The sequence below is a fragment of the Oribacterium parvum ACB1 genome (assembly GCF_000238055.2).
GTDB classification, from domain to species: domain Bacteria; phylum Bacillota; class Clostridia; order Lachnospirales; family Lachnospiraceae; genus Oribacterium; species Oribacterium parvum.
This window is the reverse complement of record NZ_KE148312.1, coordinates 1,734,820-1,755,070: the sequence shown is the minus strand read 5'-3', so window position 1 is coordinate 1,755,070 and position 20,251 is coordinate 1,734,820. Positions and strand designations below refer to the sequence as shown.

The 20,251-nt window shown below is 42.5% G+C and carries 16 protein-coding genes; 1 reads left to right on the top strand and 15 read right to left on the bottom strand.

Translation table 11 applies throughout. The features are described 5' to 3' along the window. Positions 1 to 5: 5 nt before the first annotated feature. The 11 genes from HMPREF9625_RS07830 to HMPREF9625_RS11380 form a co-directional block, all read right to left on the bottom strand. Entirely contained in the window at positions 6 to 821 is an 816-nt protein-coding gene (locus tag HMPREF9625_RS07830; RefSeq protein ID WP_009534155.1) for an OadG family protein, read from the bottom strand. A gap of 10 nt (positions 822 to 831) precedes the next feature. After that, positions 832 to 2,202: a carboxyl transferase domain-containing protein gene (locus tag HMPREF9625_RS07825; RefSeq protein WP_009534154.1), complete on the bottom strand. Its 1,371-nt coding sequence runs from the start codon at positions 2,200 to 2,202 to the stop codon at positions 832 to 834. Positions 2,203 to 2,418: 216 nt separating this feature from the next. Next, positions 2,419 to 3,894, bottom strand: a complete 1,476-nt coding sequence (locus HMPREF9625_RS07820) for a methyltransferase RsmF C-terminal domain-like protein (protein WP_009534153.1) — start codon at positions 3,892 to 3,894, stop codon at positions 2,419 to 2,421. A gap of 17 nt (positions 3,895 to 3,911) precedes the next feature. After that, complete coding sequence (locus HMPREF9625_RS07815; protein WP_009534152.1) at positions 3,912 to 5,018, bottom strand: AI-2E family transporter; 1,107 nt, start codon at positions 5,016 to 5,018, stop codon at positions 3,912 to 3,914. A 1-nt stretch (position 5,019) separates the two neighbouring features. Next, positions 5,020 to 6,414 (bottom strand): O-antigen polymerase, encoded by a 1,395-nt coding sequence (locus HMPREF9625_RS07810; RefSeq protein ID WP_009534151.1) that lies wholly within the window; start codon positions 6,412 to 6,414, stop codon positions 5,020 to 5,022. Positions 6,415 to 6,431: 17 nt separating this feature from the next. Beyond that, positions 6,432 to 7,607, bottom strand: coding sequence for a CdaR family protein (locus tag HMPREF9625_RS07805; protein WP_009534150.1), 1,176 nt, complete (start codon positions 7,605 to 7,607; stop codon positions 6,432 to 6,434). After that, the gene (gene cdaA / locus HMPREF9625_RS07800; RefSeq protein WP_408634646.1) at positions 7,604 to 8,434 is read right to left on the bottom strand and encodes a diadenylate cyclase CdaA; all 831 of its coding nucleotides are present in this window, start codon (positions 8,432 to 8,434) and stop codon (positions 7,604 to 7,606) included. Before cdaA ends, HMPREF9625_RS07805 begins: the two co-directional genes overlap by 4 nt. Before the next feature lie 53 nt (positions 8,435 to 8,487). Continuing rightward, complete coding sequence (locus HMPREF9625_RS07795) at positions 8,488 to 9,375, bottom strand: hypothetical protein (protein WP_009534148.1); 888 nt, start codon at positions 9,373 to 9,375, stop codon at positions 8,488 to 8,490. 11 nt (positions 9,376 to 9,386) lie between these two features. Continuing rightward, entirely contained in the window at positions 9,387 to 10,085 is a 699-nt protein-coding gene (locus HMPREF9625_RS07790) for a hypothetical protein (RefSeq protein ID WP_009534147.1), read from the bottom strand. Beyond that, a complete protein-coding gene (locus HMPREF9625_RS07785) occupies positions 10,085 to 11,386 on the bottom strand; it encodes a tetratricopeptide repeat protein (RefSeq protein WP_009534146.1) in 1,302 nt (433 codons plus the stop codon). Before HMPREF9625_RS07785 ends, HMPREF9625_RS07790 begins: the two co-directional genes overlap by 1 nt. Then, positions 11,383 to 11,535, bottom strand: coding sequence for a hypothetical protein (locus HMPREF9625_RS11380; protein ID WP_009534145.1), 153 nt, complete (start codon positions 11,533 to 11,535; stop codon positions 11,383 to 11,385). Before HMPREF9625_RS11380 ends, HMPREF9625_RS07785 begins: the two co-directional genes overlap by 4 nt. A 176-nt stretch (positions 11,536 to 11,711) precedes the next feature. Here HMPREF9625_RS11380 and HMPREF9625_RS07780 point away from each other — a divergent pair, with 176 nt between their 5' ends. Beyond that, on the top strand, positions 11,712 to 12,209 hold the full coding sequence (locus HMPREF9625_RS07780; RefSeq protein ID WP_009534144.1) for a COG2426 family protein: 498 nt from the start codon (positions 11,712 to 11,714) through the stop codon (positions 12,207 to 12,209). Positions 12,210 to 12,295: 86 nt separating this feature from the next. Here HMPREF9625_RS07780 and HMPREF9625_RS07775 read toward each other — a convergent pair whose 3' ends face one another. The 4 genes from HMPREF9625_RS07775 to ftsH form a co-directional block, all read right to left on the bottom strand. Further along, positions 12,296 to 14,035 carry an ABC transporter ATP-binding protein gene (locus HMPREF9625_RS07775; RefSeq protein ID WP_009534143.1) on the bottom strand — a complete coding sequence of 580 codons (1,740 nt, stop codon included), beginning with the start codon at positions 14,033 to 14,035 and terminating at the stop codon, positions 12,296 to 12,298. Further along, positions 14,028 to 15,836, bottom strand: coding sequence for an ABC transporter ATP-binding protein (locus HMPREF9625_RS07770; protein WP_009534142.1), 1,809 nt, complete (start codon positions 15,834 to 15,836; stop codon positions 14,028 to 14,030). Before HMPREF9625_RS07770 ends, HMPREF9625_RS07775 begins: the two co-directional genes overlap by 8 nt. Positions 15,837 to 16,020: 184 nt before the next feature. Beyond that, positions 16,021 to 17,967 (bottom strand): fructose-bisphosphatase class III, encoded by a 1,947-nt coding sequence (locus HMPREF9625_RS07765; RefSeq protein ID WP_009534141.1) that lies wholly within the window; start codon positions 17,965 to 17,967, stop codon positions 16,021 to 16,023. A 269-nt stretch (positions 17,968 to 18,236) separates the two neighbouring features. After that, entirely contained in the window at positions 18,237 to 20,198 is a 1,962-nt protein-coding gene (gene ftsH / locus HMPREF9625_RS07760; protein ID WP_009534140.1) for an ATP-dependent zinc metalloprotease FtsH, read from the bottom strand. Positions 20,199 to 20,251 lie beyond the last annotated feature (53 nt).

Genomic DNA, 20,251 nt, shown 5'->3' with positions numbered 1-20,251 from the left:
AACCTCTACTTCCTTCTCTTTACCGAGCGTACAATCAATCCGTTTTCCAAAGTTCGAGCACCACTGAAAGGATTCTTTCTTCCCAAATCTTCTTCGTATGCCTTAACGGCAGCCATAAGAATTATACTGAGGAGTTCCTCTGAAATCCCTTCTTCCTTTTCCAAAACAGCAGGAATGCTTTTCGTCTCTACTGCTGTACTTAGCTTTTCTTCCTTTTTCAGTTCCAAAGCCTGACGGTCTTTTTCTTTTTTAGCCTCTGCCCGTCTTACTTCCCACTTATGGACCTGATCAAAAAGACTGATAATCCATGCAATGAAGATTAAAACGGCAAAAACAGTTCCCATCCCGACTATCATATTTTGGAAAGCGGAAAGCAGCTTTTCCTGCATGGTATAGACCGGGTTAAAGCTTAATTCCGTAAATTGATAGTAGCCGTCCGGAATGACCGCATGGAAAATCAACTCTCTCTTTTCAAAACCGGCATGCAGATTAATAACATAACTGTCATCCTCTGTTGTCACTTCCACATTTTCCACTTTTTGGAACTTGCCCAAATCTTTTTTGTTATTCTTAAAGTTTGTCAATGCATTGTAAAGAACTTCTTCTTTTGCCTTGTACGCCTGATTAATACTATCTTCCAGTTCCTGCTCGTCTTCTCCCTCAACTTCAAGGAAATAGTCGGTCATCATCTGGGTTAGTCCGGAACGCTCTTCCTCTGTTAAAGACAGCGTTGTCTCTACCTTCTTTTTCCTACAGGAGAAAAGAAAAAGAGAAAGAAGCATAATCGCAAGGAGGAAGAATAATCGTTTTATTTTCTTCATAATTCCTCCCTTAGATGCTGCCGTATTTTTTATGGAAATCAAAATTCGCCTTGCCGTAAAGCATATCAAAGGCGGAAATCACTCTCTGCCTTGTTTCTTCCGGTAAGATAATGGCATCAATATATCCGCGGTAAGCCGCACTCTTTGCAGAACCTTTTTCCTCAAGGAACTGCTTGGCCTTTTCTTCTCTATCCTCCAAAGTCTCATCAGGATATAAAATATTTGCAGCTAACTTCGCATCCATAACCGAAATCTCGGATTCCGGATATGCGAAAACCAAATCCGCTCCCAAGCCCTTACTGCCAAGACAAGCGCCTGCAGAACCGACTGCCTTTTTTACCAAAGTCACCAATGGTACGGAAGCATTTCCATAGGCGGACAGGAGCTCTCCCATTTCCTTGGTCATGTGCATCTCATTGCAGCTGCAGTTCTCAAATCCCGGAGTATCACAAAGAGTAAGAACCGGAATAGAGAAGCTGTTACAGAAACGAAGGAAACGATTCATCTTCACAACAGCCTTCCAGTGAAGTGCTTCTCCTGTTGTTGCAATGCCTCCCACTGTCTGTCCGTTTAAGCGCAGAAATGCAGTAACTGCACCCTCTCCGTAAGCTCTTCTTACTTCAAAAATCTCCCCCTCATCGGAAAGTGTGCTAAGTGCTTCTCTTGCAGGCATTGTAAAAAATCCGTCCACTGCACGATTTAAATTGTCTTCCACGTCTTCATTATAGGCTTCATCTTCATTGTTTGCCGGCAAGAAGGAAAAGGCTTTGCGAATTTCGGTAATCAATTCTTCTTCCGTTCCGGAAAAATCCAGATTGCCGGCTTCTTCCTGTGCTTTAGCCTTTGCAAAATCATCATTTTTATTGCCTTTCACCGCATCGGGAGCGTTTAAGAACAATCTGCCGTCCTTATTCTCCATAAAGCTAAAATCAGAAAGAGAAGCAAGCACTGCCATTGCTCCGCCTGCCTGACCGTAAACAACAGAGTATAAGGGAATCAACCCCTTTGCCTTTGCCTTCTTCTCATAAATACGGGAAAGAGCAAAAAGAGAATCTGTCGCTTCCTCCAGACGAATTCCGCTGGAATCCAAAAGTTCCAAAACCGGAGCCCCCATCTTCAGTGCCATATCATAAAGCTGCGCAATCTTTTTACCGTGCATTTCTCCCAAAGAACCCGAAAGAATATTTCCGTCCTGGGCATAAACATACACCGGCTTTCCGGATATACTGCCATAACCGCAGATAACGCCATCCGTGGCTTCCTTTTTTCCCTCCTGAACAAAATCCGTACTTCGACTTCTTACCAAAGCACCGATTTCGACAAAACTATGTGCGTCCAGCAAGGACTCAATGCGATTTCTTGCAGAGCTACGCTGATCCATATTTCTCCTCCATTCTATTCCTGAGTCCAGACAATATTCTTAGGTATTGTAAACGATTAAATATATGAGTTCAAGGGATTTTAAGACGGTTTTAAGATGATTAAGTCAAAACATTGAAATTATGCGTTATTTTTTTAACAAAAAGATTTTTCCTTTTTTCTTGTCAGATGGTAGCTTTTTTCTTTTACCATAAAAATCCCGGACCGTATTCTTTTCCTATTTTTTATAACGTAATCCTTTGGGATAAAAATTTCGAAGACGCCCGTTTCGAAGATAGCCAAACCCCAAAGGAAGACCGTCACAATAGAGAATGGATATTCCCGCCTTATGTTCCTTGCCCTCAATAAGTTCCCCTATTCCCTCTATTTCTTTCTCTTCTACTCCGATTTCATTGCCCAAAAGATAGTCTTCCACTCTTCTGTCCGTTCTTTTTAGGAAAAGGGAATAGAGAAGGCTATATTTCGTCTTCGGTCTCCGCTGTTCCACGATAGAAAAAATGTCCTTCAAATCCACCGCATGGCTTAAGCCGTGACTATACTCCCATTCCTTTTTTCCTTCCTCATAAATACTTATACCTTGCCTAAATAATTTTAATTCAGAAAAAGGACGGAGCTGTGAGGCATAGCAGAAAATCATTTTGTTTTTTTGAAAAACCGTATAAGAAAGCTCTCTCTCCTCTTCTGCAGGTTCTTCTCCGGATTTCTTAAACACCGCAAAATACTGCCCCTCTCCACTGCTGTTATGAAAATACAGTCTCTTCTCCATTAAAAGCCGATAATCCGGATTCTCCCTTTCTATCCATTCTCGGATATCTTCATTCTCAGTCCTTTCAAAGGTACAGGTGGAATACGCAAGAATTCCACCTTCTCGAAGCATGGTGAAGGCTTCCCGAAGTATTTCCTTTTGGCGAAGAGCACATTTTTCCACAAGCTCTTCCGACCAGTCTTCCACTGCCTCTTTACTTTTTCGGAACATCCCCTCACCTGAACAGGGAGCATCCACCAAAATTCTGGAGAAAAAACCGGGGTATAACGCAGCTAGATGTGCCGGGCTTTCATTGACTACGGAAAGATTAGCATAGCCCATTCTTTCCGCATTTTTCGAAAGAATTCTTGCCCTTTCCCCCACATATTCGTTGGAAAGAAGGAACCCGCCTCTCTTACTGTCCAATCGGTCAGCTATTTGCATGCTTTTTCCTCCAGGTGCGGCACAGAGATCCAAACAGCGATCAAAGGGGCGTATCTCCATATGCGGAACGACCTCCATTGCCGAAGGGTCCTGAATATAGTAAAGCCCGGCTTCATGATAAGGGTCTCGTCCGATTGTAATCCCCTGCGACGCAAGATAGCTTTCGTCCACGAGGAATTCTCTTACCTCTGTTTTTTCTAAAATTTCCGACGAATTTTCTTGCAAGTCTTCCGGAACATTGTTCTGTATATCTTCTACTAAACCTCTCTCTCCTTTTTCTTCCTCACAATCAGAGTAATTAAAAGAAAACAAGGGAATCAAGTTCCAGTCCTTTTTCCAATCCGAAAAAGAAAATCCGTGTTTCTTCGCTTCTCTTAACTTTTGTGTATTTACACGGATTCCCCGTTTCGGCTCCTCCGAAAAAGACTGAAGAAATTGCTTCCACTCCTCTTCATCCGAAAACAATTTTCGCATTCTTTCTAAAAACACCTCGGGTAAATGCATAAACTCCTCCATTACTCCTATTGATAAAGGGCTTTGACCAAGATTTCCTTCAATTCTTTACTTGCCAAAATTAAACCGTCGTAAGCTCCATAATGATAAAAACGGAGAAGCAGCATGCCGACCGGTAATGCCAGCACCATACCGGACAAGCCATAAAACTTATACCCGAGAAACAGGAATAGTAAAGCCAAAAGAGGAGGAAGACCAATCGCTTCTCCGATAATCTTCGGCTGCAAAAACTGTCGAATCACTTGTGTCAAAAGATATAATACAAGCAAGACGGCAAAGAAGCCAAAACGCCCCTGTATTAGAATGAAAAGCATCCATGGCCACATGATAAATCCGACTCCAAAAATCGGAAGTGCATCTAAAAAAGCGGTAAGGAAGGCAAGTAAAACCCCATAGGGCACCCTCAAAAAGCTAAAACCTATTGCAAGGAGTAAAAAAACACAAAACATGATTTCTATCTGTGCAAGAATATATCCTTTGATAATCTTTTTCCCATCTTCTCTTAAAAGCTTTCCGTAACGACTAAAGCTTTCCGGCACTATCTTTTGTAAACCTTGAAGGATTCCTCTTCCTTCTTTCACAAAGGAAAAGGAGGATAAAATCATGATAACAAAGTAGAGCACAAGTTCCGGTAGACCTCCAACCAGATGCAAGGATAAACGGATAGCGGGAGATGACCAACTGCGCAGTATATTTTTTCCATATCCTTCCATTTTTTTCGGCATATTCGCGAAAATCTCCTGAAAACCTTCCGGTAGCAATTGTCTCACCTTCTCCAGACTATCCAATGCCATATTTTTTGCAGAGAGGAGATATTCCGGAAAGCCCGCCATTTTTACAGAAAGAAAAGGCCCCCCCAAAAGAAATAAGAGATACAACAGCCCCAAGACAATAACAAACAAGAATACAATAATCAAAACTGTCCAATGTTCTTTTTTAATTCCGGGAAAAGTTTTCGAAACAAAATGGATAATCGGGGATGCAAGCACTGCTAAAATTGCTCCCAAGAAAAAAGGCAGAAAGAACAGAAGCAATCTGGGAATCAGAATCAAAAAGATAGCGGTTAAAACAAGCGGAAAACAGATCCGATACAACAACAGTCCTATTCTCTTCATTTTATTGCTCTCCTTCCATTTGACCGGCTTTATCTTTGTCCAGCCTCTGCTTTTTCCATTGCCAAAGCATAGTAAAAAAGAGACTGATTCCGAAATAAAAAATACTGGATGCATTGGAAAACCAAGTTGTAAAGAACGAAAGGGATAGATAAAATGCAAATTGGGCAATAATCCCAAGAAGAAAGGGATTGTCTTTCCGTTTCATAAGGGAGCTTAGGATCGCAGCCAAACTCCCCAGCACTGCAGAAAAAACTCCAACTCCGAGAATCCCAAAATCATAATATGCATCATAGAGAATTCCCAAGGTACTCAACTCTTCCTTGGTAAGGTATAAAGGATAGGAGAGCGGTAAATCCACGAAATATTTCAATCCTGATAAGGTCAGGAATGGATATGCCATTCTAAAGCCGTGAGAATGACTTTCCACTTCCTTTGTCAAGAGATTAAAATTCTCATAATTATTCGCAATGTACATATATGGTTGCACGAAAAAGATCGGAATATTTTTATTTTTCATTGCAAAAATATCCAGAAGGTAAGATACGGAGTGTGCCCTCTCCACTGTCAAAACAATGTATGCAGTAAGTAAAAAAAGAAATAAAAGAAGAGCCTTCTTCCATTGTAAAGAATAACCCAGCAACAACAAAGACAAAATATACAGTGCCATAGAAAAAAGGAGCTGGAAACGGGAGACTAAAAGTATCGGTAGCAGAAGCGAAAGAAAAAAACTGATTAATCCGAAAGCAGTAATTCTCTTCTCCAATCTCATGAGAAAGGGCAAAAGCATCGGCACCAGTACAAAAAGAGTCGTGAAATAATGCAGTCCTTTTAAGTGAAATGCAGAGTAGGCATGAGGAGTATGCTCCGTAAACAAAGGGATATACCCTAAGACCTTTGCTTCAATAAAAAAACAGAGATAGGAAATACCCAGTAGAACAAGAATACAGAGTTTTAAAAAGGACAATAATTCCCTCTGCTTCTTTCTCTCATCCTTAATAGGAATATCTATTTGTTTTTCATTCCCGCTAGAAAATGGATTGGAAATGCTAAGTGCTTCAGATTGCAAATTCTTGTGAAAAGCAAGTTTTTTCACTATATAGTACAGCAAATAAAAAATAAAATATGCCAAATAAAAACTGAGCCAGCTTTCCATAGTCCACGAAGAAGAGAGGGTACTGAGCTGTAAAACCGCTATCCCCTCTCCACCGAGTAAGCCTAAAGCAAAAAGTCCGCAAAGAGGAAGATTACTCTTCTCTTCTTTTTTTTCGACAAAATATAAAAACAGGGCTAAAAACAGAAAAAGTATAGAAGAAACCCCCGCATGGCCGAATTTTTTTGCCAGATAGGCCAAAAAATATAGGATGCTGTATATTCCAAGTATTTTAAATATTCTCATGCAATAATATCCTGCTACTATGGGCTTTTGTTCTCTGTCACAGAAGCTTTCCCTTCCTGCGTACTTTGACGACTCTCCTCTACTGAAGCTTTTTTCTCAGCAGAAGAACTATTTTTGATACTTGCTTTTCCGTCGCTTCCTTCTTCACTTCCAAAACTGCTCTCTTCCTTGGATTCTGTAGTACTTTCTTCTGTAGACTTGCTCTCTTCCTTGGATTCTGTAGTACTTTCCTCCGTGGTTTCCGCATTTTTCTTCAGCCTAGCCGTAACGGTCACGGTATTATTCGGTTCCGTAAGCGAAACGCCTTTTGCAAGATAGTCATCCAAAGAATATACCTTTTGTACATCACTGCTCATTCCGGAAATATCTAAAGGCGGAAGATCAATACTATTTATACTTTCTAAAAGGCTCTCATTTCCGGAAACGGATACAGTCTTAGGTGAGATATCCAAGTTTTCCAAACTGTAACCGCTCTGCGGTACGCCTGTAGCATTCACTGCAATCTTCAAGTCCTTTTTCTTGTGAATCACTACGGTATAATCCACCTCTTCTTGAGAAAGCGTAACATTCCCTAAAGAATCGATGGTTTTTCCGTTTGCATCATAAAAAACAGCCTTTCCTTTTCCACTGGTTGTTTTGTTCAGCCCATCAACATTAATCAGTAAACCCACCGAAGAGATTCTTCCAATGGTAGACTCCGGTCCGGTTGCATAAATCGTGTCCGGTTCCGTATGAATAGAAGCAACCACATATCCGTCTTCTTCCTTACCGCTCCTATGGGTTGTCAGCGTAAACTTCTTTCTTTGTAAATCCTCCACACTGACATGGACTACAGACGGACGAGCTACAATATCCTGTATACTGGCAGAATTTTCCGGATTCTTCAGCTCAACATATACCGGCACGGAACCGGTAATGGAATAGTCATTCAAGTCAATATAAACATTAAAGTCTGAAGCTTTCACGGATGATGCCTTATTGCTTCGAACCGTATAACTTATTGTAATGGTCTCTCTATCCACTTCCCAGGTTTTATTTTCCGACGAAAAAACATCCTGATTTAAAATATTTAACTCTACATTCCGGCTTCCTTTTTGTTCCGGATTGGAAATATTAAAAACAATCAACCAAAGAAGTAGAGCCAAAAAAACGCTGAATAGTTTTAAATTTATATTTCCTTTAAAAAATTTCATGACTGCTCCTTCTTTTTCTCCTTAGAAAAAATTCGGGAAAAGATGGACTTCCGTTCTTCTCCTTCCTTCTCTTCCTTTGGCAGATACTTCAAGAGTTCCTCCGGCTCTCTGATACGATAGAGTTTTCCTTCACTGGCTACGGATATTCTTCCCGTTTCTTCAGAAACAACCAAAGTGATGGCATCTGAATTCTCTGATATACCAAGAGCGGCTCTGTGTCTCGTTCCATACGCCTTGGAAATCTCCGCATCAGAAAGAGGAAGATAACAGGTCGCAGAAGTCACTCTATCATGGGAAATCACTACCGCTCCGTCATGAAGCGGTGTATTTTTTTCAAAAATATTGATAAGCAGGGCTGCCGTTACGATTCCGTCTACATAGATTCCCGTCTTTTCGATTTCTTCCAAACTCTGTGTTTGCTCTATCACAATCAAAGCACCGGTCTTATGCTCCGACATCGTACTGCAGGCAGCAATCAGTTCTTCATTAATATGCGTGTTTTGCCTTGTATCCAAGCCTCTAAATTGACTGATTAGGTTTCTAGAACCAAGCTGTTCCAAAGCCTTACGAAGTTCCGGCTGAAAAATGACAACTATAGCGATAATTGCAGCGGTAGAAAGCCTTTCAATCAACCAAACAATGGTAGTCAGGCGGAAAAATACGGCAAAGGCCGTAAAAAGAATGATGATGAGTATTCCCTTTAAAAGCTGCCAAGCCTTGGTATTTTTTATCCAAAGGAGAATGATATAAATAAGAGCGGCAAGTATAGCTATCTCTATGACTCCCGTGAAACTGAAAGACGGAAGAAGACTGATCCAGCCCTTCATTTTTATAAATGCACTCACTTCCCACACCCTCCTACAAAACCATACTCTTTAAACTACGCTTTATTCTTCGGAATTGCCTTTACATAGTAATAATAAGCATCATCCTCAAATTGTACAAATTCCGTTCCCCGATAATCCGCATCCCGAAAGAAAAACAAAGCAATCACGCTAAAAAGGATGGAGAAAAGATAGGAAAGTAAACTTAACCCTATATTCATCTTAACGGAAAGAAAAGGCAAAACAAAGAATACCAGTCCCTCCACGCAAATTCCCGTTATTAAGGCAATAATCCAAGAGTAATTAAAACTAAAATTTCGAATAATATAAATAGCCAAGGCCGCCAAAGTAAACAAGACAAACATACCAATCATTTCCTTGTTGTGTAATAAGGGCGCCATTTTTTTGGATAAACCTTCAAATTGATCCAAAAGATCACCTGATAAAATGAATTGCTCTTTATATTCTCGAATGAATTGCAAAAAATAATAAACAAGAATACCCAAAGAAAGAGAAAGAACTGCGGAAAGCCCCATAGAAAGTCCTACAAGCAGAGGAAGAAAATAGGGTATACCCAAAAAAAAGCAAAGAGGCATTGCCGCTATTAAAATAGCATACTTTCCCCTTACACTGCTTTGAATGATAAAGATTAAAACAAAAAACAATCCCCCAATCCCCAAGAGCAACAATGACTTCGTATAAAAATAGTAAAGTAAGTAAAGCCCGGCAAGGCAGGGCACAAAAGAAAAGGGTAAGAAAAAGGACAATAGTCCAAGTACAAGAATCACAAGAGGATTCCCCGTCTTTCCAGTCATCCCTAGATAACGGTTAAGGGAAAAGAGAAGAAACATGGAAAAAAGAGAACGAAAAATCGGAACAATCCAATAGTCATTTTTCCCATATATCTTTTGTATAGCTTCCCGATACTGCCTCATATTATCCATCTTTTTCTCCCTTACTCATCCAGCCAATCTTCTTCATCCAACCAGTTCTCATTCTCGGTTCGTTTTTCCAAATCTATCTTCTGCAATGCTTTTTTAGAACTGGTTTCTTTGCCGTTTTTCACTTGACTTTCTTTAGGCGCTCTTTCTATAGCAATTCCTTCCTTACTGCCTCGCTCCTGTCTATCCCTACCATAAAGAGGTGTGAACTCTAAACGTTCTCCCTCTTTTTTCATCTGCAGAATGATATCCTGTACTTCTTTTTTTGCTGTTTTCGTACTGCTCTCCTCTGTTTTATCCCTTACACTGCTCTTCTTGTCTTTAGCAAAAGAATAACTGAGAGATAGGATTTCTTCCAAGCTTTGCTCATACTGTTTTCTCACTTCCACTGCTTTCTCGTAAGAAAAGTAAGAAAAGAAGAGAAAAACTGCTACAAAAAAAGTTAAGCCCAAAAGATAAAAAAGTACAGCCCGCCGTCCTAAACTAATCAAAAAAGGAAAACTCATCTTCATGAGCAAGTCCTCTCCCTGCATTAAAAGATACATAAGAGATAAGAGGAAGAAAACTGCCGTATAACGAATAATGCCCTGCAGTATCCGATTGGAAATGTAATCTTCCCTATAATATCGGGTTATCTCAAGAGCTTCCTCTCCTTTATGCTTTTCGTAGATTGCCAACTTGGTCATAGCAATAATCTTGCTCTTTTTTAACATTAATATCCTCTTGCGCTTCTTGCACGTTCTGCATAGGGAGAACCGGGGAACTCACCTACAACGGCATCAAAGTTTTGGTTTGCCTCTGCAGTATTTCCCATGGTCTGCTGCAATCTTGCCAGTAAGAATAAATTTTCCGCTTCTCTTCGGATCTGTACACTTAAGCTGTAATAGCGTAACGCCTCCTCCGTTTTTCCGGAGTTCCATGCCGCCGTTCCCAGCTCCTGCAAACGTTGAAATACATTTCCTTCCATCTGCGACTTTACGGAGCTAAGCATGTTTTGCAGACTTTCATCCGTGATACTGCTTGGATCCAATTTTATATAAGCGTCCGCGGCAGTCAGTATATCTCCGGTGGAGAGAGCATTGTTGATATTGACAAGGCTTTGATATTGTGCCATGAAAGAAGCGTTCTGGTTCTCATACCGATCCAGACTTGCCTTCGCTTCATCATAATCCTTTTGTAATTTACTGTTCTGCTCTTCCATATTGCTTAGCTTTTGGTTGGCCGCGTCCAGCTTCTCCGTATATGAAATCAATTCCTGATTGTTCTTGGTATTGGCACTGCGAATTCCCGCAGGAAGCATCATAAGATAATACACAAAAAGACCGATTACCGCTCCCAAAACAAGAAGCAAAGAAACGGACCAGGGAGAAAGTTGCTTGATCTCCTGCGGAATCAAAACATCATCATCCGTCATCTTCCTGTGGGAAAATACATTCTTCAGTCTGTTCTGCTCTATTTCCGCCCTTCCCGTATTTTTCTTGACAATATCCATAAGCACCAAAGCCTTGGGATTATTTCGATCAATCTTCAAAACAAGGTAAAGACTCTTTCCCGCCTTAACCCAATCACTTCTTTTCATGTACAAAAGTGCCAGGAGTATGTGCGCCTTCACATAGTTTGGACTATCGGCAATAACCTGATTCAGCTGAAATACCGCAAGATCTTCATTATTGTGCTGGGCATAATCTAACGCTTGATTATAGCGTTTTACATTGTCGGAACAGATACGAAGAATTGCCGGTTTCCTTTGAATCTCATCCAAGTAATAATCAGCAAGATTGTCTTCAGGTAAAAGATTCATACTGATAACCCATTGTACCAAAGCGTCCGCCACTTCTCCCATCTCAAAAAAGATGAGGCCGAGTAAATTTCTTGCCTCTCTCTGATACTTATCATAATGTAAGGCCTTCTTTAATAACTCTGCCGCACCGCTCAAATCCCTTAGTCTGGCTCTTTCCAATCCCAAGTTATAATAACAATTGGCAATTCTTTCTAAGGTGATGTCATATTTCATTGGGTATTTCCCTTCTTCATGGCATCCTCAAATAACTGCGTCATTAAATCATTCATATCCGTTAAATCCACCTTTAAGATGGCATCTTCCAGTTGGTCCACATCCAAACTCGGTTTAAATCTTTGAATTTCCTCTTCAAAGTCTATCATAGTACTCCTTTTGAAAATCGGTTTTACCTATCCAATCTATATATGAACAATCTGTGAAACTATCTTGACTCCTGCTTTGCTATCCGATACACTCCATAAATCATCGAAACAAAGCGCACCATTGTTAGATTCTAGCATAAGTTATAGGGTCATTCAAGCAAGGGAGAAAGGGAAATATGGAAAGTTTTATTACATTTTTTACACGGATTATGGGGCAGTATCTGTCAAAAGAATCCATTGTATTTATCCTCTCTATCATGCCGATTATTGAGCTCCGCGGAGGACTGATTGCCGCGTCTCTTTTGAAAATCCCCTATGTACAGGCTCTGTGCCTTGCGATTATCGGAAATATACTCCCCATTCCCTTTGTGCTTTTCTTTTTCTCCAGGCTGGTTCTTTTTTTAGAAAGTTTTTCCTACACAAAACCGATAGCGAACTGGTTCCGAAAAAAAGTGGATGCAAATAGGGAAAGTGTTGAAAAGTACGATTTCTGGGGCTTAGCACTCTTCGTCGGAATCCCTCTTCCCGGAACGGGTGCATGGACCGGTGCCATGGTTGCCAGTCTCCTCAAAATGGATAGAAAAAAGTCACTTCTTTCCATTCTTCTGGGAATCCTTCTGGCAAGTTGCATTATGTCTTTAATCAGCTACGGCCTACTGGCAAAGCTGTTGTAATATTTTTTGAGGTATATCATTAAAACCGCTATTAGGTTTTTCGAGGCAGAAAAAATGCAGTCCTCCCAAAAGGAAGACTGCATTTTTTATTTTCTGACCTTCCAGCTGACCGCCTCTTTTCTTTCCTGAATAAAATCCCTGTACAGGCCGTCTTCCTTAAGGAGTTCTTCATGACTTCCGCTTTGCACGATTTTACCGTGATCGAGAACCAGAATCTGATTTGCCTTGGAAACGGTTTTTAAGCGATGGGCAATCAGAATCACGGTTTTTTCTTTTGTGAGAGAGGAAATGGCACGCATCAGCTCGTTTTCATTTTCCGGATCCACGTTTGCGGTTGCTTCGTCCAGGAAAATGACGGGCGAGTCCTTCATCATGGCACGGGCAATGGAAATTCGCTGCTTTTCTCCGCCGGAAAGAGAGGCGCCACCTTCTCCGATTACAGTGTCATAGCCGTCAGGGAGCGCAGTGATAAAGTCGTGACAGCAGGCCTTCTTGGAAACCGCAATGACTTCTTCTAAAGAAGCTTCCGGACGGGCGAAGCGGATATTGTTCAAAATGCTGTCGTGGAAGAGATAGACATTCTGAAAGACGAAGCTGAAATTCGCCATAAGGCTGTCCATGTCGTAATCCTTGACATTCCGTGCGCCGAGCAATACCCTTCCCTTTTCCGGATCCCAGAAACGTGAAAGAAGACTGACCAAGGTGGTTTTTCCGCTGCCGCTCGGTCCGACAATGGCTGTCGTCGTGTGTTCGGGTATTTCCAATGATACTCCGTCTATGATTAAGCGCTGATCATAGGAAAAGGCAAGTTCTTCCGCAGAGATGTCTCTTTTTTTCGGCTCGATCTCCTCTCCCGAAATACTCATTTGCGGGGTACGAAGGATTTCTTCAGCTCTGTCCACACTCATTTCCACGATACGGAGGAGGGCGGAATAGCTTCCGGCACTTTCCAGACTCGCATTTACAATAAAAGCGGAGATGACCATGATAATGGCATTTAAGGAGGACATACTGCCTGCGCAGTAGAAGAGGCAGGAAAAGAGCACCATGGCGACTCCGCTTAGCTTCGCAATAAGGCTTTGCAGAGCCATTATCGGGATAAAGGAAAGCTCCATTTCCGTGTTGATTTGTGCATTTTCATGAATGGCCTCGTTTAGCTCCCGGCTCTTTTCTCCGCTTAAATGGTAGGCCTTGACCTCCGCCATACCTTGGAGGTACTCGAGCACCTTTTCCACAAGAGAGGCTTCGGCTTCGATTTTTCGTCCGGAAAGCTTTCCGGCTGCCTTTTGCAGAGCACTGTTACAAAAGAGGAAGAGAACAAAGCCGGTAAGCAGGACGAGAGCGATACGGTAGTCAAAGAAAAAGAGCATGAGAATGATGAGGCTTGTGGTAAGCAAGCCTTCCGAAACCTGCATAATCACACGGGTAGCTAAACCTTCCAGCATCTGCATAGTGTTCGTTGCGACAGAGCTGATTTGCCCGAGGGAATTCTGATTAAAATACCCCATGGGAAGGTAACGAAGGTGTTCCGCGATTTCCACCCTTTTCCTTGCACAGGTATCGTAGCCCGCTTCGGTTTGCAACATCATGCTTTTCGACTTGATAAGACTGATGCCGAGGATGCTGAGAAGCATGATGCCGAGGCTTAGGAAAATGTCCTCCATGCGGATTTCGGAAGCGAGAAGAGCCTTTAGCATTACAGCAATAGCGGGAATTTTTAAGGCGTTGAAAAAAGCGTCACCAACTCCGAGAAAAAGGGAAAGGGTAAATTTCCTGCGGTTTTCCACTCCGCAAAATTGAAAGAAATGACGAATGATACTAAGCATTGTCCTTCACCTCCTCATGCGCTTTCCACATCGCGCTGTACAGTCCTCCTCGAGATAAGAGTTCTTCATGGGTTCCGGAGTCATTGATTCTTCCGTCCTCTATAACGAAGATTTTATCTGCATCAACGATGGTGCTTAGGCGGTGCGCAATGACAATCAAGGTCTTTCCCTCGGTGAGCTTGGAGACAGAACGCTGAATCAGGGCTTCATTTTCCGGGTCGGTATAGGCGGTCGCCTCGTCAAGAATCACAATGGGAGCGGCTTTTAACATGGCTCTTGCTATGGAAATTCTCTGGCGCTCGCCGCCCGAAAGATGGCCGCCTGCGTTTCCTACGAGCGTATCATAGCCCTTCTCCAGAGAGAGGATAAAATCATGGCAGCCGGCCTTCCTCGCAACTTCTTCCACCTCACTGTCCGTTGCGGCGGGATTTCCCAGTCGGATATTTTCCCGCACGCTCCTATTAAACAGAAAGTTATCCTGAGAGACGAAGGCGAACTTTTCAGAGTAGAGTTCCTGCGGAATCTCCCGGATATCCTTTCCTCCCAGGAAAATATCGCCTTTCTCTACATCCCAAAGCGAGGCAATCAGCCTTGCAATCGTGCTCTTTCCGCTACCGCTCGGGCCAACCAGGGCAACGAAGCTTCCTTCCGGAATCTCCATGGAAATGCCGTGCAATACCTCTTTTTCTTTGTAGGAAAAATGGACATCGCGAAGCGCCAGGTCGTTTTTCTCCGGAGAATCTCCCTCTTTCGGGCGCTCCATTTCCGGGGCATTCAGAAGAGCTCTTACCTCGCCCATAATGGTTCCCATGGTTTGGAAATCATCGCCATAGCTCATCAAAGTGATAAGAGGGGTAACAAGTCCTACGGAAAGAATGAGAATCATCACAAAGTGATTGCTGCTAAGCGTTCCGCTACGAACCAAAATTCCCCCAATCGGAAGAACGGGGAGGAGGGTTGCCGGCATGACGGCAAGAGAAAAGGTCATAGGGAGAATATAGTATCGCATCCAAGAAATGTAGCTGTTTGCCGCTTCATAAGCGTCCTTTACAAAGCGTGCGTAACTGGACTTTGTTTTTCCAAAGACTTTGATGACCTGAATCCCTCCGATATATTCCACGGAGGTATTGTTCAAGGTTTTCGTGGATTCTACGGCATGCTCATAAAACTTCTGACTGCCACCCATCATGACGGCAAAGCTTACGAGTCCGATAGGAAGAGTAAGAAGCTCGGCAAGTCCCATTCTCCAATCCAGACTAAAAATATAGAGGAGAATACAAAGGGGAATCAGAAGGTTCGCTGTGAATTCCGGCACAATATGCGCGAGCGTGGTCTCCATACTGTCAATCCGCTCGATGATCGTGCTTTTTAAGGCTCCGGAACTTTGCTCCTGCACGGCACCTAGGGGCATACGGAGGAGCTTTTCCGTGCAACGTTTTCGAATCTCCCCGAGAACCGCAAAGGTCGCCGCATGGCTTTTTCCTGTAGAAAGGGAATGAAAAAGGACTCTCCCTATCCAAAGGAGCGCTGTAATAAGACATTTCCCAAGGTAGAAGGAGAAGTCCCGGTTGCCACTCATCAGGCCGTCTACAATTTCTACCATAACAAAATACGGGGCAAGGGAAAAAGCCACCCCGATGATGGCGAAAAGTACGCTTTTTACATATTCCCTCTTGTGAGAGCCCGTCTGAGACAGGGCCCAAAGAATCGGAGAAGGTGCTTTTCCATCATGACGGGGATTTTCCGTAGGACGAGAATTGTTCCATTTATTTTTTCCCTCTTCTATCATTTCTCCATTCATACTGCCTCCTTGATGGTTAGCTTATGCTAACTAAATACTATACCTCTATTTATAGTGCGTCAAGAAGATTCCCTTTTGCAATGAAGTTTATGATTTATTCTTTGTATAATTTATATTCATTTTTTTATTCTTTTCTTATTTCACCTCTAGCTCTTTCGATTTGTCCTCCAATGAATAAAACATTTTATTTTCCGCTATACTGCTCCTTCAGTTCTCCATTTCCATAAGCCTCCAACAGCTCCCAAAGATCTTCCATCTGCTGTCGAAGTTCTACCCCCTTATCGGTTTCTCCAATCCGAATTCTACCTTTCATCCTTTCTACCACCCGTATATCCGGTGTATTTTCTTCCCCCTTATGAAAATCTTTGTGTTCCGCCAAAGACAAGTGCTTCGAATCATAAATCAAAGTGTAGCCGGCAATACCGGTTTTAGAATGATAGGCCTTGGAAATCCCGCCATCTATAATAAAAAGTTTTCCGGAAGCCTTGATCGGGCTCTCGCCTTTCTTACTCTTCACAGGAACATGGCCGTTAATAATATGGGAAAGCTCCGGATTTTCACGAAATTCCTCGATAATTTTATCTACATAGCTTTCCTTTTCAATCCACTTATAATACGCATTGTAGCTTTCCTTATGGGTTTCCGGATCTTCAATGAGACAGTGTTCAAAGGTACACATCTTATCTTTACCGAAAAGAGGGGACTTCGGACCGCACCAAAGATACCAGAAAAAGTCCGTGGCATAGAGCTTCCCGTTCGGATCCATTTCCCTATTCATAAAATAAGCTTCGATGCACTTCTGTTCACAGTAATCCATAAGACGCTTTCCCGAAACTTCCCCGTCTCTTGTGGAAATCGATAAAAACTCCCCCTCCTCCGTCATCGGAATACAGCCATGATATAAAATATTGTGATTCACAATCTTATACATGGAACCATGGGTAAAGAAAAAATCAATATGCTTTTTCAGCATCTTGGAATGTGTAAAACTGTAAACAAGCGTATCCATAAGCTCCTGCTCTTTTTCCGATAAAACATAAGGATCCGCCCAATTGATTGTCGGAAAATGACAATCCTTTAAAGGATAAATCTTTCCCTCCAATTCAATCTCTCCTTTTTCGGGATTGATTTTATGAAGGAGCATCCTATGCGTAAGACCATACTCCGGATGCCTTTGAATGAGCTGCCCCTCTTCCTTCCACATGATCACACTGATGGTCTTACACATCTTCGCAGCAAGCTCCGGCTCTACCGAATCCGCAATATTCTTATCCCAAAGATGCGGATAAAATGAGCTACAAGGATCATTTCCATACACTTCCTGAGCAAACATGGATAGAGGACGAAGATTGATGCCGTAGCCGTCTTCCAGGACATCAAAACTGTTGTAAGATGTGGCAATGCGAAGAACATTGGCAATGCAGGCAGGATTTCCCGCAAAAGCGCCCATCCAGTCCACATCATGGTTCCCCCACTGAATATCAACATCATGAAAGCACATTAACTCTTCCATAATACTGTCCGGATGCGGTCCTCTATCAAAAATATCCCCAATAATGTGGAGACTGTCTATACTCAAATTTTGAATCAGCTCGCAAAGGGCAATGATAAACTCCCTGCCTCGTTCCACATCTAAAATCCCCTGCAATATTTCTCTGTGATATAGCTTTGTATCCTCCTCTTCATCATGCAAAAGCTCATCAATGGCATAAGCAAAATCCTTCGGGAGTTTCTTCCTGACCTTGGATCTTGTGTACTTTGAGGCAATCTTTAAGCAAAGTGCAACCAAGCGATGAATGGTAATTTTCTGCCACTCCTTGTCTTCCAAAAAGGTATTTCCCTTATCTAAAAAAGTTTCTCTGGGATAATAGATTAAATTAGCCAAGCGAAGCTGCTCATCCTCCGAAAGAAAATGAGAAAAAATCTCTTCAATCTTGGAACGAATCACGCCGGACGCAGAACGCATAAGAAAAATGAAGGCTTCACTTTCTCCGTGCAGATCGGAAAAGAAATACTCCGTTCCTTTAGGCAGGGCACATATTGCCTTCAAATTGATGATTTCAGCTGCCGCCTGATTGGCAGTCGGAAAGGACTTCGCAAGCAAACGAAGATAATCCAGGTCTCTTTTCATACTCTCTCCCCGATTTTCTATGAAATTTCCTCAAAGCTTTCACTTCTGAATACGCAAATCTTATTCCCTATATCGTATTATTCAATTTTTAACGCTTTTTCATCTTACTGCCACTTTAGCACAAATCCTCAAAAAAGAGGATATAATTTTCTTTTACAAAAAATAAAAAAGAGTTACAAGAAACTCATTAAATCTGATTTTTACAAAGATAAAAATCGGAAATACTCTCTCGTAACTCTTTTCACTGAGCAAAAGCGTATACAAAACTTTTATAACAAAGTATCCTTCTCTTCTCTTGCCACTACAGAAGGATCAACTTCCTTTCGGTTTAGAATCTCCATAAATTCCTCTCCGGAAATGGTCTCCTTCTCATAGAGGAACTTCGTAATTTCATGCAGCTTCGTGATATTGTCTTCCAAAATCTTATATGCCTTATCATGCTGCTTCTTCACGAGTGCTACAACCATTTCGTCTATCTTCGTCTGCGTTTCCGGAGAAACGGTCAGTGTCGCATCTCCTCCAAGATACTGGTTGTGTAACTGTTCCATCGCCACCATACCGATGCTGTCTGCCATACCGTAGCGGGTAATCATTGCTCTTGCGGACTTCGTAGCGCGCTCGATATCGTTTGAAGCTCCGGTGGTGCAGGTATGGAAAATGAGCTCTTCCGCACATCTTCCGCCGGTCAGCGTTGCAATTTCATTTTCCAGCTCTTCCTTGGAATAAAGATAATGGTTTCCCTCTTCCTCCACCTGCATGGTATAGCCTAAGGCACCCGAAGTTCTCGGAATAATGGTAATCTTATGAACGGGGGCGGAATCCTTCTGCATGGCCGCAACCAAGGCGTGTCCCACCTCGTGATAAGCTACAATCAGCTTTTCCTTCTCCGTCATCACCTTATTTTTCTTCTGGTAACCCGCAATAACCACTTCTATAGATTCTTCGAGATCAGACTGAATCACTCTTTCTCTTCCGGCACGAACGGCACGAAGAGCGGCCTCGTTAATGATATTGGCAAGCTCCGCACCGGATGCTCCCGGAGCGGCCTTTGCAATAGCCTCCAGATTCACATTGTCGGACATCTTAATCTTCTTTGCATGTACCTTTAGAATATCCACTCTTCCTTGGAAATCCGGAAGCTCTACCGGAACTCTTCTGTCAAAACGCCCCGGACGAAGCAGCGCCGGATCCAACTGGTCAGGCTGGTTGGTTGCCGCGAGAAGAATAATCGCCTTCGAGCTGTCAAAGCCGTCCATCTCCGTAAGAAGCTGGTTTAAGGTCTGTTCTCTTTCGTCGTTTCCACCTAAACCTCCTGCGCCTCTCTTCTTACCGATGGCATCAATCTCGTCAATGAAAATGATACAGGGAGACTTCTTCTTTGCCTGATCAAAGAGATCTCGCACCTTTGCTGCACCCATACCGACAAACATCTCCACGAATTCCGAACCGGAAATGGAGAAGAAGGGAACCCCCGCCTCTCCGGCCACGGCCTTCGCAAGCATGGTCTTACCGGTTCCGGGAGGGCCTACGAGGAGAGCACCCTTTGGAATCTTCGCACCGATTTTCGAATATTTGTCCGGATTGTTTAAATAATCCACCATCTCGGTAAGAAGCTCCTTCGCCTCGTCCTCTCCGGCTACGTCCTTAAAACGAATACTGTCATCTTTCTTCTCATACTCTCTTGCATTGGACTTTCCGAAGCCGCCAAGACCGAAGCCTCCGCCGCCTCCCATGCCGCCCATCGCAGAAGTCATGCGCTTAGAGAGCCAATTTCCAACTGCCATGAAAAGAAGTAAAGGAACAATCCAGGAAAAGATAAAATTCAAAAGGAAATTATTTTCCACAGGAAGAGTCTCATTGTACTTTACTCCCTGCGCTGTAAGCTCGCTTAAAACTTGGGCCTCCGTAAATTCATTCTTGATTCTTGTAGTACTATAGATGGTCGTTTTTCCATCCTTTTCCACTTCGTACTTGATGCTGTCCTGTCCCAGCTCTACCGCCTTGACTTCCTTATCCTCTACCGCCTTTTGAAAGTCGGAATAAGTACTGCTCTCTATCCGCGCCTGCTTAATCGCCGGAAAAACAAAGCTGTTTAAGAGCAGAGTAATAATCAATGCAACAAAAATATAGAATAGGAAGGGTCTCGGCCTATTCCCGTCACCCTGTTGATTTCGATTATTCCTATCCGGAAAAAAATCATCGAAATTCGGAAATGAATTTTTATTATCCATACGCTTCTCTCCTTGCTGTTTTAACCTGTCCATCTATTCGAAAAAGCGCTCTA

Bases quoted from the DNA above. Each gene is read 5' to 3' on its own strand.
- HMPREF9625_RS07775 (WP_009534143.1), bottom strand. From the start codon at position 14,035: ATGCTTAGTATCATTCGTCATTTCTTTCAATTTTGCGGAGTGGAAAAC.
- ftsH (WP_009534140.1), bottom strand. From the start codon at position 20,198: ATGGATAATAAAAATTCATTTCCGAATTTCGATGATTTTTTTCCGGAT.
- HMPREF9625_RS07810 (WP_009534151.1), bottom strand. From the start codon at position 6,414: ATGAGAATATTTAAAATACTTGGAATATACAGCATCCTATATTTTTTG.
- HMPREF9625_RS07825 (WP_009534154.1), bottom strand. From the start codon at position 2,202: ATGGATCAGCGTAGCTCTGCAAGAAATCGCATTGAGTCCTTGCTGGAC.
- HMPREF9625_RS11380 (WP_009534145.1), bottom strand. From the start codon at position 11,535: ATGATAGACTTTGAAGAGGAAATTCAAAGATTTAAACCGAGTTTGGAT.
- HMPREF9625_RS07830 (WP_009534155.1), bottom strand. From the start codon at position 821: ATGAAGAAAATAAAACGATTATTCTTCCTCCTTGCGATTATGCTTCTT.
- HMPREF9625_RS07805 (WP_009534150.1), bottom strand. From the start codon at position 7,607: ATGAAATTTTTTAAAGGAAATATAAATTTAAAACTATTCAGCGTTTTT.
- HMPREF9625_RS07765 (WP_009534141.1), bottom strand. From the start codon at position 17,967: ATGAAAAGAGACCTGGATTATCTTCGTTTGCTTGCGAAGTCCTTTCCG.
- HMPREF9625_RS07815 (WP_009534152.1), bottom strand. From the start codon at position 5,018: ATGAAGAGAATAGGACTGTTGTTGTATCGGATCTGTTTTCCGCTTGTT.
- HMPREF9625_RS07770 (WP_009534142.1), bottom strand. From the start codon at position 15,836: ATGAATGGAGAAATGATAGAAGAGGGAAAAAATAAATGGAACAATTCT.
- HMPREF9625_RS07785 (WP_009534146.1), bottom strand. From the start codon at position 11,386: ATGAAATATGACATCACCTTAGAAAGAATTGCCAATTGTTATTATAAC.
- HMPREF9625_RS07820 (WP_009534153.1), bottom strand. From the start codon at position 3,894: ATGCATTTACCCGAGGTGTTTTTAGAAAGAATGCGAAAATTGTTTTCG.
- HMPREF9625_RS07780 (WP_009534144.1), top strand. From the start codon at position 11,712: ATGGAAAGTTTTATTACATTTTTTACACGGATTATGGGGCAGTATCTG.
- HMPREF9625_RS07790 (WP_009534147.1), bottom strand. From the start codon at position 10,085: ATGTTAAAAAAGAGCAAGATTATTGCTATGACCAAGTTGGCAATCTAC.
- cdaA (WP_408634646.1), bottom strand. From the start codon at position 8,434: ATGAAGGGCTGGATCAGTCTTCTTCCGTCTTTCAGTTTCACGGGAGTC.
- HMPREF9625_RS07795 (WP_009534148.1), bottom strand. From the start codon at position 9,375: ATGGATAATATGAGGCAGTATCGGGAAGCTATACAAAAGATATATGGG.